We start from the raw sequence: 12,444 nt of genomic DNA, 5'->3' as shown, positions 1-12,444 counted from the left end.
AATGTCAACAACTGTACCTGATCAACGCGGTAGATATGGAAGATACGGCGGTAAATATGTTCCGGAAACAGCGATGTATGCGTTAGAAGAATTAGAACAATCGCTAAACGAAGCAATGGCAGACGAACAATTTATGACGAGTTATCATGAGGAACTGAAAAAATATTCAGGTCGACCAACGCCGATTACACATGCAGAAAACTTATCAAAAAGACTTGGCGGGGCACAAATTTATTTGAAGCGTGAAGATCTTAACCATACAGGGGCACATAAATTAAATAATGCAATTGGACAGGCTCTTCTTGCCGTTCGTATGGGGAAAGAAAAAATTGTTGCTGAAACAGGTGCTGGCCAGCATGGTGTTGCAGCTGCAACTGTAGCCGCTCGATTTGGATTAGAATGTAAAGTGTTTATGGGAGAAGAGGATATTAGACGTCAGGAATTGAATGTGTTCAGAATGAAGCTTCTCGGTGCTGAAGTTGTCCCAGTCTCTTCTGGTAGCAAAACATTAAAAGATGCGACGAATGAAGCGATTCGGTACTGGGTAGCAAATGTGGAAGATACGTTCTATTTAATTGGTTCTGTAGTTGGCCCGCATCCTTACCCGAAAATGGTAAGGGATTTCCAGCGCGTGATCGGTGATGAATCACGCGAACAAATGGAAGTATTACCCGATAAGGTAATCGCTTGTGTTGGAGGTGGTAGTAATGCAATGGGCATGTTCTATCCATTTCTTAAAGATGATGTTCGCTTGATTGGCGTAGAAGCTGCCGGTAAGGGAATTCATACTGGAGAACACGCCGCAACGCTCTCTGAAGGTCGTCTCGGTGTTATTCATGGCTCAATTACTTACTTATTGCAAAACGAAACGGGACAAATTCAAGAGCCACATTCAATTTCTGCCGGACTCGATTATCCTGGAATTGGACCTGAGCATGCCTATTTAAATGAAACGGGTCGCGTGACATATACAGGAATTACTGATAATGAAGCACTTGATGCATTAAAAGTTCTATCTGAAGAGGAAGGTATCATTCCGGCGATTGAAAGTGCTCATGCGCTATCTGAAGCAATTAAGCAAGCGCCAGACATGAACGAAAATGAAGTTATTCTTGTATGCCTCTCAGGAAGAGGAGATAAGGATGTGCACACGATAATGGAACATCTTGGAGGTGACGTTAATGAATAAACGATTTGAGAAACATGTAGATGGACGAAACGATCTATTCATACCTTTTGTTGTAGCTGGTGATCCAACAGAAGAAACGACTATTAATTTAGCATTGATGCTTCAAGAAGAAGGAGCTAATGCAATTGAACTCGGTATTCCATATTCTGATCCTCTAGCAGATGGTCCAGTGATTCAGCGTGCGTCACTACGTGCATTAGAACACGGAATGAGCCTTGAGAAAGCGATGGGTCTCGTGAAACAAATGCGAGAAAAAGGACTTGAAATTCCAGTTGTGATATTTACTTATTACAATCTTTTGTTACAATTAGGAGAAGAACGCTTCTTCGCTTTAGTGCGAGAAAATGATATTGACGGACTATTAGTTCCAGATCTTCCTTTTGAAGAAAGTGAAGAGTGGAGAGAAAGTTGCAATGCTAATGAGACTGCGCTGATTTCTCTTGTTGCGCCAACAACTTCAGATAAAAGACTGCAGGCCATTTCGAAAGAAGCTACTGGATTTCTTTATTGCGTCTCGTCACTCGGTGTTACGGGAACGAGGACTGACTTTCATTCCTCAGTCTTTACATTTCTCGATCGAGTGAAAGAGCATAGTATGATTCCAGTTGCGGTTGGCTTTGGAGTCTCGGCTCCTGAACAAGTTGAAAAGCTAAAAGAGCACTGTGATGGCGTTATTGTTGGTAGTGCGATTATTCGTCAAGTTGAGGAACAAGTGGAAGTGTTGAAGAAAGAAGCATCCCAGAAAGAAGGGATAGATCAAATTCGGGCATATGTACGAAATTTGATTTCTCCATATGGGAAAGTGAAAATCCATTCGTGAGGTGCAGGCATGATTCCAAAAAGACAAATGAAAGGGTTAACCCCTTACAAGCCAGGTAAGCCAATTGAGGAAGTAAAAAAAGAGCTTGGTCTCAAACAAGTAATTAAACTCGCTTCAAACGAGAATCCATATGGTTCCTCCCAAACAGTGAAAGAAGCCATTGAAAAGGAACTGTCGCAATTACACATTTATCCAGATGGCTATGCAGCTTCTCTTCGGACTGAGGTAGCAAAGCATCTTAATGTAAATGAAGATCAGCTTGTTTTCGGTAATGGATCAGACGAAGTCGTTCAAATCCTTTGCAGAACTTATCTTGAAAAAGGAACTAATACAGTGATGGCTACACCAACTTTTCCGCAATATCGCCATAACGCAGTTATTGAAGATGCAGAAATTTGTGAGGTTCCACTGACTGAAGGAAAGCATCAACTAGAAGAGATGCTAAAAGCCATTGATGAGAATACGCGCATCATTTGGGTGTGTTCACCAAATAACCCTACAGGAGAGCATATTCCAGAAGAAGAACTATTTTCATTTTTGAAAAAGGTTCCAGATCACGTTCTAGTTGTCATGGATGAGGCTTACAAAGAATATGTTACTGCGAAGAATTTTCCTGATACGCTATCAGCGCTCTCAGAGTATAAAAACCTTGTAGTTTTACGAACGTTTTCTAAAGCATATGGGATTGCTGCTCTTCGCGTCGGTTATGGAGTAGCTAACCCGGAAGTAATCGCCTCAATTGAACCTTCACGAGAGCCGTTTAACACTTCACGTGTGGCGCAAGCTGCGGCAATTGCTGCTCTCAAGGATCAGCAGTTTATTGATATGTGTCGAATAGAAAATGAAAAAGGCAGAGAGCTTTATTATGCTTTTTGTGAGCAATACGATTTATCCATTTATCCTTCTCAAGGGAACTTTGTATTAATTGATTTTGGTATACCTGCAGACGAAGTGTTTGAATACTTGATGAAACAAGGATACATCGTCCGTTCTGGTTCTGCGCTTGGTTTTCCAACTTCAGCTAGAATAACAGTTGGATCAGAGGAGCAAAACAAAGAAATCATTAGCTGTCTTTCTCAATTTCTTGATGAAAAGAGAAAGGAACAGTCATGAGTAAACATGTTGCGGTTATTGGCCTTGGATTAATAGGAGGGTCAATTGCTCTAGCCATAAAAGCAGGGCATCACGATGCTGTCATTACGGGGTATGATGTAAACCAGAATCAGTTGGATCTAGCTATGGCACTTCGGGTTGTAGATCAAACGGCTTCTTCGCTTGAAGAAGCCGTTCAAACCGCTGATTTTATTATGATTGCTGCCCCGGTTGTTCAAACAGAACAAATTTTAGAACAATTAGCCAAAATCAATTTGAAGAGCAATGTGATTATTTCTGACGTGGGTAGCACGAAGCATTCGATTGTAACTCATGCTAAAAAAATCTTAAGTCCTTCCGTTACCTTTATCGGTGGTCACCCAATGGCTGGTTCTCACAAAACCGGCGTAACAGCAGCAAAATCACATTTGTTTGAGAATGCTTTTTATATTTTGACACCTGATGAATCGGTCAACAAATCAAAATTAGATGCTCTAATAGCATTACTAAGTTCAACTAATGCTACATTTGTTGAATTAGACGCTGAAGAGCACGATTATTTAGTAGGATTAATTAGTCATTTCCCTCACATATTAGCAGCAAGTCTGGTTAACTTTGTTAGTGATCGAAATAATAATCAGAGCTATAATGTAGCGAGGTTTGCGGCAGGAGGGTTTCGGGATATTACCCGTATAGCATCAGCTAGTCCTGTGATGTGGCGTGATATTCTTCTAAGAAACAAATCTGTCTTACTGCAGATGACTGAAGACTTGAAGCTCGAGTTAGATCGAATTCAAGGTTATATTAAAAAAGAAGACGGAGATCGTATTTACGATTACTTCTCAGACGCTAAGGACTTTCGAGATGGGTTACCTGTTCGATCTAGAGGAGCTATCCCTGCTTTTTATGATTTGTTTCTCGACGTTCAAGACCAGCCTGGTGTCATCGCTAGCGTTACACAAAAACTTGCAACTGAAGAAATTTCAATAACAAATATTCGAATCATCGAGACACGAGAAGATATTATGGGTGTTCTTAGAGTGAGTTTTCGCTCAGAAAAAGACCGTGACAATGCAAAAGTGGTCCTTGATCATGACTTCGATACGTATGTAGATGATAAATAAGGAGTAAGTGACTATGGAAACGATTGTGCAAGCACAAAGTCTTAAAGGAACAGTTACAATTCCTGGAGATAAATCAATTTCTCATCGTGCCATTATGTTTGGTTCCATTGCAAAAGGTACAACTCGAATTACAAATTTTCTTCCTGGGGCAGATTGTTTAAGTACGATTTCTTGCTTTAAACAAATGGGTGTTCAGATTGAACAAGACGGAGCTTCAGTAGTGGTAGAAGGGAAAGGTATCGAAGGTCTTCGTGAGCCATCAGAGCTTCTCGACGTAGGGAATTCTGGAACGACCTTTCGTTTAATGATGGGCTTACTCGCTGGAAGACCATTTCATTCTGTATTAGCTGGAGATGAGTCAATTGCAAAGCGACCAATGAATCGCGTAACAGTTCCATTAAGTCAAATGGGTGCAGCAATTGATGGGAGAGAGAATGGCACGTTTGCTCCGATAGCGATTAGAGGCGGTAATCTTAGTGGTATTACATATGATTCACCTGTAGCGAGTGCCCAAGTGAAATCAGGTATTCTTCTTGCGGGTCTTCAAGCTGATGGCGTTACAACGGTTACAGAAACTCATCGTTCACGAAACCACACTGAAAATATGTTAGAAAGTTTTGGTGTCAAAGTGAAGAGAGACGGTTTATCTGTCAGCGTTGAAGGGGGACAGCATCTAACCGCTACAAATGTAGAAGTACCAGGTGATATCTCCTCAGCTGCATTTTTCCTAGTAGCAGGAGCAATCGTTCCTAATAGCACCTTAACCCTATTAAACGTAGGGATTAACGAGACAAGATCAGGTATATTAGATGTTCTTGAACAGATGGGAGCTTCTTTGTCCATTAAAAACAAGCGGGTTGTGAATCAGGAAGAAGTGGCTGATTTAACAATTAGTACTAGCGATCTTTCGGGAACAACGATCGAAGGGGAGATGATCCCTAGATTGATTGATGAGCTTCCAGTTATTGCTTTACTTGCTACGCAGGCTAATGGAAAAACGGTTATTCGAAATGCGGAAGAATTAAAAGTAAAAGAAACAAACCGTATCGATGCAGTCGTTGAAGCATTACAAACGTTGGGAGCATCTGTAACAGGAACACCAGATGGAATGGTTATAGAAGGCCCTACAAGCCTCCATGGTGGACAGGTTTCAAGTTTAGGTGATCACCGTATTGGAATGATGCTTGCAGTCGCAGGTTGCATTACAGAGGGGTCTGTCCAGCTTGAATTACCTGAAGCAATCAAAGTTTCATATCCTGATTTCTTTGAACATTTGAAACAACTAAGAGCAGGTTCCTAGGAACCTGCTTTTTTATGTGACAACACCTCCCATCTTTTGGCGCACAAAGTCTCCAGCGCTAGTCGGCTCTAAGCGGGCGCTTACGCTATTCGGTGTCCAGCTTCAGCGCCCAGAGCCTCGAGACGCTTCGCCTTTCACTCTGAACACAAAGGGCGTGTTCAGAGTGAAAGTTTCCAGCGCTAGTCGGCTCTAAACGGGCGCTTACGCTTTTTGGATAAAAACCGAAATTTTCTAAAGAATCTGTTGATTTTCTGGAATACCCTGTTATACTAAGAATAGTAATGGTTTCTCTCCACTCCTATCCATATTTATTTTGTCCCTGTGTTTTGAAAGCGCTAACAAAGGCTTTCGGCACAGGGAATTTTTTTCATTGGTGCTTTTATAACATAAACAAGTTCTTTAAAACATAGCCTGTCATAAACAAAATGGCAGGGGGGCGCTTGTTTGAAACGTCTTTATGAAAATGCATCTATAGATGGCACTGATTATAAGTTGGTTGCGGATGAATTGTTATCTTATAAGACGAAGGTTGGAAAGCTTAATAAAGGAGTCCGTTGCAACTTGAACGGTTTTTCAATGATGGCTGGGAAAGTTTATCTTTCAGAAATAAACAATAGAGAACCAGAGAGTGGATTTATCGAATTAATGAGAGAATACATGTTACAAGGCGTCACTTCGATTCTAGCGTTAACCGAAATAAAACATGCTTATACATTTGAAGAAGAGATCAGTCGTTCGTTATCATACCTAGTGAATTCTCCTATTGACTATGCTCTTGGTTTACGAATGGACAGCACAAAAGTGACTCCAGATGTTATTAGGAAGTGTGCACGTTACCAGGTTCCGTTCATTGTAATTGATTTTAAACGTGAGGAAGAATGGAAAGAATTCGTATCTGAATGGATCGTTCAAGCGAATTTTCCTTATCATGCCATGCTTGTGCCTTTGTTTTCATTTATCGAAACGTGGAATTCTGATGCTATAGAACTTAAGCTTCCACAATTGCTTGATGAAGCGGTACTCAAAGGGCTAGACGCATTCCACTATCCTGAATTATTGAGAAGGAGACAGCTTCCTAAACCAATATTAATGCGAATTGGTTTTTATCCTCAAAAAGGTGGAATCCTTACAGGAACGGATTTTGATTTTAATCTCTATCGAACGAATTCAGGCAATCAAGTTGAAGATGAACTATTTCTTGATTATGATGGAAGAGACCCAATCATTTCAGGACTTCGTGGTGAATTACTGAAAGTGAATCATCATGTTTTCCTAAAACCAGGATATGGTCAACATTTGAAAATTCACAGACCATCGTTTTTTACTGCGAGTCATCGAAATAAAAAAAGTAGTGTTAGAAGGAGTTTTGGAACGTGGAGCGTCTTAAGCAGGCTGTCTCATTAATTGAGTCGGGGAACTTTGAAAAAGGTTTAACAGAATTGAAAGAAGTACGAAAAGATGCAGATCATGAAACATTATATGATCTGTCAAACATTTACTATAGTCTTGGACTGATTGAAGATTCTAGAGATGTAGTAGAGGAACTGTTAATACACTATCCAAATGAAGGAGAATTACTTGTACAGGCAGCTGAATGCTATGTTGATCTTGAACAAGAGCAGGAGGCTATTGCCGCATTAAATAAAATAGATGAAAGTGATGCTGCTTATCCGCCGGCGCTTCTCTTGCTTGCGGATCTATATCAAACAGAAGGCTTGGAAGAGGTTGCGGAACAAAAATTAATGGAAGCAAAGCGTCTTTCACCTGATGAGCCAATCATTGATTTTGGACTAGGTGAGTTTTATCTCACTCAAGGGCATCATTTAAAAGCTGTACCTTACTATGAATCAGTACTCGGAACTAAGGGAGAGCTTGCGAATGAGAACATTGAACTGAGGTTAGCTGAAGCCCTAAGTGGAAGCGGACAATTTGAAGAGGCGCTTACTTACTATGAGAAAGGCCTTGAGAATGCTCGCGAAATTAATGCACTCTTTGGATATGCTTTCACAGCGTTACAAATAAGTGAATACCGTAAAGCCATTAACGCATTTAACGAACTGAAGGAAGTTGATCCACAATACAGCACGCTTTATCCATACCTCGCAAAAGCCTATGAAGAAGAGGGCGCTACTAGTGAAGCAATTCAAGTACTAGCAGACGGAATAAAGGTGGATGAATTTAACGAAGAGCTCTATTTGCAAGCGAGCAGGTTAAGTTATAAAACTCATGATAACGCAAGCGGTGAACAGTACTTACGCGAATTACTAGCTATTAATCCAACGCACATTGAAGCAGCGAAGACGCTTGCAACGTATCTTAGAACAGAAGAAAGATATGAAGACATCCTTGATCTACTACGTAATATTGAAGAAGGAGATCAAAGCGATCCTTACTTAGATTGGTCTGCTGCAACTGCTTATGCGCAGGTAGAAGAGTATAAAGATGCCATAAAACGTTATGAAAACGCATATACTTATTTCAGAAACGATCCGATCTTTTTAGAAGAGTATGGAGGATTTTTGTTTGAAGAGGGTCGGCGTGAAGAAGCTGTTAATGCATTTAAGCTAGCTTTGGAGTTGGACCCAACGCTCGTTCATCTTGAGGAAGAAGTACTGCGCTTTGAAGAAGAAACATTTAAAGAGGAGTAAGGCGAAGAAGGAAATTTATGTTCAATGACGAATTGTTAAATTAGGAAAATCTCAGGGAGGAATCGCTATGAGCAGCTCCGTTTCTGTCGTTGAAAAGAAAGACTTTCTGAAATGGTTTTTGAAGAAATACCAGGTGAAGAAACGTGAATGTGTCTGGCTGTTAAATTATTTAATAAGCGATGAAGTGCTCATGGGTAACGTACATTTTGTTGAGAATGCTGAGTTTTGTCCAAAGGCGCTTGTGATCTCAACTCATTGTGTAGAAAATGCTCCATTCCGTTTTTATAAGCACAACATCATCACGACTGACCCTGAAAAATCATTTCATGACATTCGTCTGAATCAGGACGAGCCTATCTACATTCAATTGAATTTCAAGAGTAAAAACGTTTCTCCACACTATGTGGCTGTTCTGGAGGAAAATCCATTTTTACCAGAAAATATGGCAGCGGATAAAAAGTATTCATTTATGGCTGAAATGGTTCTTGATGAGTCGTTTACACGGTTCAAGAAAGAATCGATTTTGAAGCAGATTGATGAAGCACTGGATCGCAATGATGAAATGGCGTTCAAAAATTTAAGCAAGCAATTAAGTAATTTATAACCCTTGATTTTTCAAGGGTTTTTTTATTTTGGTGGCTATCGTTATGAGCATATACTTGGAACGTGCGTTCGAGAATACCCCTTCATCGATGATCTTACAGATGGTATACTAAGAAAGAAATGAATGTCGCTAGTCGAATTCGTTTTGAGTTAACCGACTCACAGTCAAGAGAGGAGAAGACGTGTTGATCCGAAGTTTAGAGTGGAATGATATCGCTCTTGTAGAAGAAATGCCGACTGGAATTGAAGATGACTATGTCGTCCGGATTATTAAAAGGTTGATTAAAGAAGAGAAGATGGTCGGCTATTTTGAAGCAGGGAAATTAATCGGCATAGCGGGGATGACGCTCTATGAAGATGAAGCTGCCGTTCTAGGTAGATTGCGAACTCATATTGACTATCGTGGTAAAGGTGTTGCTTCAGCATTAATGAACTTCCTACGTAAAGAAGCACATAACAATTCAAATGTGAAATGGATCGGGTATGCGACAGAAGAGTATAATATAGCAGGTAATCGCTTAGCACCTCACTTACATATGAACCTTGAGGCAGTTATAGTCTCATCGCGTATAAGTCCTCATTCTGTTTCTGGTGACATCGTGACGTCACCTTTTCAAAAAGTGACCGGAACAGAAAAGAAAGGTCTAATAGAAAAAGAATGGGGAAATAATAGTCATTCTTTTTTCCCGTATTCAATCTATTATCCACTTCCCTTCGTTCCTTCTCTATCGTCTTCTTACATTGATAGCACTGAGATCTTTCTAAATGAATATGGAAGCTTTATGATGACGAAGGAGGAGAAGGGAGCTTCTTATTTGCATGTGAAAGTATTTAATGAAACGGTCCTTTATAGTAAAGAAATGTGGGAGATTGCAAGCAACTGTGCAAGCGAGGAAGCGAGAACGATTTGGATTGATTTACCAATGAAAGAAGCGAAGTGGCTAGAAATGAAGTCCCACCAAACCATTTGGCACTTATATGGACAGAAAAGGAGTTATCAAAATGAAATGGACAGAAGCTGATATCGCTCTATTTGAAAAAGAAAAAGAATATGTAGATACTGCTGTGCTTCCGCTTGTCCCGATATCGATGACGAGTAGCATAAAAACAACTGTATCGATGGGAGAATATATAAACATAATAGCAAGTGAGCTTGAAAGACAGTTAAAAGGGCGTCTATTATTATTACCTTCCTTTACTTATTTGACTTCTGAGGAATCATTATCAAAAGTAGAACGTCTAAAAAAAGTAGAACAAGAGTTATTCGAAGGTGGAATTAAGCACATTGTTACCCTAACAGCCGATGTTGAATGGAAGCAACTTGAAGATCAGTTAGATAGTGCTATGCTATGGATGCCAGCGATCCCTCTAGAGCATATGGATGAACAATATAAAATGGAAACGGTATCAGCGCAAGTGAAACAAGTTTTACAATTTGTAACAAATACGTGGCAAAGTAATATAAATAGTTAGTTTGTGGCATGCTAAAGACCAATCCGAATATTGACAGAGCAAGAGTGACTACGCTATCATAGGAATGTCCTAGTTATATGTATGTACTATTTATGTCCGGCTGGACTGACTTCATAGGATAGGGGGGAAACCAATGGCGAAGAAGAAGGAAGTAACAAGACGCCAATTTCTAAACTACAGCCTGACTGGTGTCGGCGGTTTTATGGCAGCAGGAATGCTAATGCCGATGGTTCGTTTTGCAATTGATCCATTATTAAAAGAAGGTGCCAAGCAGGATTTTGTTCCTGTAATGGACACAAGTGAGATTACGAACAAACCTGTTCGTAAAGAATTCAAAATTGACCAGGTAGACGGTTGGTATGAATCTGAGGTCACTCAATCCGCATGGGTTTACAAAGATGAAAAAGACGAAATCGTCGCACTTTCACCTGTTTGTAAACACTTAGGGTGTACGGTGGACTGGGCTTCAAACGCAGCATATCCAGATCAGTTTTATTGTCCGTGCCACGGTGGCCGTTACACAAAAGATGGTGTGAATGTAAAAGGAACACCACCTCTTGCGCCGCTTGATGTTTACAACAAGAAAGTTGAAGATGGAAAACTTTACCTCGGAAAACCTGAACCACGTTAGGGGGCGTAATCTATGTTAAATAAAATCTATGATTGGGTAGATGAACGCTTAGATATTACGCCAATGTGGCGCGATATTGCAGATCACGAAGTGCCAGAGCACGTTAACCCTGCTCATCACTTTTCGGCGTTTGTTTATTGTTTCGGCGGTTTAACGTTTTTTATTACCGTTATTCAAATTCTATCCGGGATGTTCCTTACGATGTATTATGTACCTGACATTGTGAATGCCTGGGAGTCTGTCTACTATCTTCAAAACGAAGTAGCATTCGGACAAATTGTAAGAGGAATGCACCATTGGGGAGCCAGTCTCGTTATCGTTATGATGTTTCTACATACCCTTCGCGTGTTCTTTACCGGCTCTTACAAAAAACCTCGTGAATTAAACTGGGTTGTAGGTGTATTGATTTTCTTCGTTATGCTTGGTCTAGGGTTTACAGGATATCTTTTACCATGGGATATGAAAGCGCTATTCGCAACGAAGGTTGGTCTTGAAATTGCAGTGACTATACCAGTGGTTGGAGAATGGGCAAAAACTCTTCTTGCAGGTGGAGAAATTATCGGAGCTCAAACGCTCGCTCGTTTCTTTGCGATTCATGTATTCTTCTTGCCAGCTGCACTTCTTGGATTGCTAGGTGCTCACTTTATCATGATTCGTAAACAGGGTATTTCTGGCCCGCTATAAGATGTAATCTCAGAACTTATAATGATCATTTCGACACAATTTTTTATACGAAGGAGGGGGACAGATGCATCGCGGAAAAGGAATGAAGTTTGTTGGCGATTCGCGTATTCCTGCGCAGAGAAAGCCTAACATTCCAAAAGATTATTCAGAGTACCCCGGCAAAACAGAAGCGTTTTGGCCGAACTTCTTATTAAAAGAGTGGATGGTAGGTGCTGTATTTCTAGTTGGGTATCTAGCACTAACAATTGCCCATCCATCTCCACTCGAGCGTGTAGCGGATCCGACAGATGCGACCTATACGCCGCTTCCTGACTGGTACTTTCTCTTCTTATACCAGCTCTTGAAGTACAAATTTGCCGCCGGTGACTATACGCTTGTAGGTACAGTTGTTATGCCAGGCCTTGCATTTGGTGCACTTCTTCTTGCTCCATGGCTTGACCGCGGTCCAGAAAGAAGACCAGCTAAGCGTCCTGTTGCGACAGCGCTTATGTTACTTGGTCTTATTTCAACGGTATACTTGACGTGGGAATCAGTTGTAACTCATGACTGGGAAAAAGCAGCAAAGCAAGGGGAAATTGTTGAAGCTGAAGTTGACAAAGAATCAGAAGGTTACGCCATTTATTCTGGACAATCCTGTATTGGTTGTCATGGGGACAGCCTTCAAGGTGGTTCAGGTCCATCTCTTCTTGAAACACAGCAAACCAAAGAGTCGATTATGGACATTGCTGTGAACGGGATCGGCGGAATGCCAGCGAATGCTTTTAAAGGTTCTGATGAAGAACGTGAGAAGCTAGCTGAATTTATTGTCGAAACGGCAGAAGCAAATAAATAAGATGAAAAGCTGACTGTTACAGTCAGCTTTTTCTCATTTAAATTGCTT

The 12,444-nt window shown here is 40.7% G+C and carries 13 protein-coding genes; all 13 read left to right on the top strand.

All coding sequences use genetic code 11. The features are described from left to right. The first annotated feature begins 1 nt into the window (after position 1). Entirely contained in the window at positions 2-1,189 is a 1,188-nt protein-coding gene (gene trpB / locus AC0VYJ_RS12955) for a tryptophan synthase subunit beta (protein ID WP_430243072.1), read from the top strand. Further along, the gene (gene trpA, locus AC0VYJ_RS12950; protein WP_194221919.1) at positions 1,182-2,009 is read left to right on the top strand and encodes a tryptophan synthase subunit alpha; all 828 of its coding nucleotides are present in this window, start codon (positions 1,182-1,184) and stop codon (positions 2,007-2,009) included. The genes trpB and trpA overlap by 8 nt, the downstream gene beginning before the upstream one ends. Positions 2,010-2,018: 9 nt before the next feature. Next, entirely contained in the window at positions 2,019-3,122 is a 1,104-nt protein-coding gene (gene hisC, locus AC0VYJ_RS12945; protein WP_475365377.1) for a histidinol-phosphate transaminase, read from the top strand. Beyond that, positions 3,119-4,225, top strand: a complete 1,107-nt coding sequence (locus AC0VYJ_RS12940) for a prephenate dehydrogenase (protein ID WP_430243068.1) — start codon at positions 3,119-3,121, stop codon at positions 4,223-4,225. Before hisC ends, AC0VYJ_RS12940 begins: the two co-directional genes overlap by 4 nt. Positions 4,226-4,238: 13 nt before the next feature. Continuing rightward, positions 4,239-5,525 (top strand): 3-phosphoshikimate 1-carboxyvinyltransferase, encoded by a 1,287-nt coding sequence (gene aroA / locus AC0VYJ_RS12935; protein WP_475365376.1) that lies wholly within the window; start codon positions 4,239-4,241, stop codon positions 5,523-5,525. A 444-nt stretch (positions 5,526-5,969) separates the two neighbouring features. Next, positions 5,970-6,929, top strand: a complete 960-nt coding sequence (locus tag AC0VYJ_RS12930) for a hypothetical protein (RefSeq protein ID WP_475365375.1) — start codon at positions 5,970-5,972, stop codon at positions 6,927-6,929. Further along, positions 6,899-8,173 carry a tetratricopeptide repeat protein gene (locus AC0VYJ_RS12925; protein WP_303530994.1) on the top strand — a complete coding sequence of 425 codons (1,275 nt, stop codon included), beginning with the start codon at positions 6,899-6,901 and terminating at the stop codon, positions 8,171-8,173. Before AC0VYJ_RS12930 ends, AC0VYJ_RS12925 begins: the two co-directional genes overlap by 31 nt. 67 nt (positions 8,174-8,240) lie before the next feature. Continuing rightward, positions 8,241-8,777 carry a ReoY family proteolytic degradation factor gene (locus AC0VYJ_RS12920; RefSeq protein WP_194221913.1) on the top strand — a complete coding sequence of 179 codons (537 nt, stop codon included), beginning with the start codon at positions 8,241-8,243 and terminating at the stop codon, positions 8,775-8,777. Between the two features lie 184 nt (positions 8,778-8,961). Further along, positions 8,962-9,798: a GNAT family N-acetyltransferase gene (locus AC0VYJ_RS12915; RefSeq protein WP_475365374.1), complete on the top strand. Its 837-nt coding sequence runs from the start codon at positions 8,962-8,964 to the stop codon at positions 9,796-9,798. Further along, positions 9,779-10,249 carry a YpiF family protein gene (locus AC0VYJ_RS12910; protein ID WP_430243061.1) on the top strand — a complete coding sequence of 157 codons (471 nt, stop codon included), beginning with the start codon at positions 9,779-9,781 and terminating at the stop codon, positions 10,247-10,249. The genes AC0VYJ_RS12915 and AC0VYJ_RS12910 overlap by 20 nt, the downstream gene beginning before the upstream one ends. Before the next feature lie 133 nt (positions 10,250-10,382). Next, positions 10,383-10,880 carry a ubiquinol-cytochrome c reductase iron-sulfur subunit gene (locus AC0VYJ_RS12905; RefSeq protein ID WP_194221910.1) on the top strand — a complete coding sequence of 166 codons (498 nt, stop codon included), beginning with the start codon at positions 10,383-10,385 and terminating at the stop codon, positions 10,878-10,880. A 12-nt stretch (positions 10,881-10,892) separates the two neighbouring features. After that, a complete protein-coding gene (gene qcrB, locus AC0VYJ_RS12900) occupies positions 10,893-11,564 on the top strand; it encodes a menaquinol-cytochrome c reductase cytochrome b subunit (protein WP_194221909.1) in 672 nt (223 codons plus the stop codon). A 64-nt stretch (positions 11,565-11,628) separates the two neighbouring features. Next, the gene (locus AC0VYJ_RS12895) at positions 11,629-12,396 is read left to right on the top strand and encodes a menaquinol-cytochrome c reductase cytochrome b/c subunit (protein ID WP_194221908.1); all 768 of its coding nucleotides are present in this window, start codon (positions 11,629-11,631) and stop codon (positions 12,394-12,396) included. Positions 12,397-12,444 lie beyond the last annotated feature (48 nt).

Source organism: Anaerobacillus sp. 63XJN7_5_ISO-PGPR-S23-430, from assembly GCF_056173695.1.
Note: the sequence above shows the minus strand (reverse complement) of the source record. Positions and strands in the feature narration are given on the sequence as shown.

Coding starts and splice junctions, on each gene's coding strand:
- trpB (WP_430243072.1), top strand. CDS start 2: ATGTCAACAACTGTACCTGATCAACGCGGTAGATATGGAAGATACGGC.
- trpA (WP_194221919.1), top strand. CDS start 1,182: ATGAATAAACGATTTGAGAAACATGTAGATGGACGAAACGATCTATTC.
- hisC (WP_475365377.1), top strand. CDS start 2,019: ATGATTCCAAAAAGACAAATGAAAGGGTTAACCCCTTACAAGCCAGGT.
- AC0VYJ_RS12940 (WP_430243068.1), top strand. CDS start 3,119: ATGAGTAAACATGTTGCGGTTATTGGCCTTGGATTAATAGGAGGGTCA.
- aroA (WP_475365376.1), top strand. CDS start 4,239: ATGGAAACGATTGTGCAAGCACAAAGTCTTAAAGGAACAGTTACAATT.
- AC0VYJ_RS12920 (WP_194221913.1), top strand. CDS start 8,241: ATGAGCAGCTCCGTTTCTGTCGTTGAAAAGAAAGACTTTCTGAAATGG.
- AC0VYJ_RS12910 (WP_430243061.1), top strand. CDS start 9,779: ATGAAATGGACAGAAGCTGATATCGCTCTATTTGAAAAAGAAAAAGAA.
- AC0VYJ_RS12905 (WP_194221910.1), top strand. CDS start 10,383: ATGGCGAAGAAGAAGGAAGTAACAAGACGCCAATTTCTAAACTACAGC.
- qcrB (WP_194221909.1), top strand. CDS start 10,893: ATGTTAAATAAAATCTATGATTGGGTAGATGAACGCTTAGATATTACG.
- AC0VYJ_RS12895 (WP_194221908.1), top strand. CDS start 11,629: ATGCATCGCGGAAAAGGAATGAAGTTTGTTGGCGATTCGCGTATTCCT.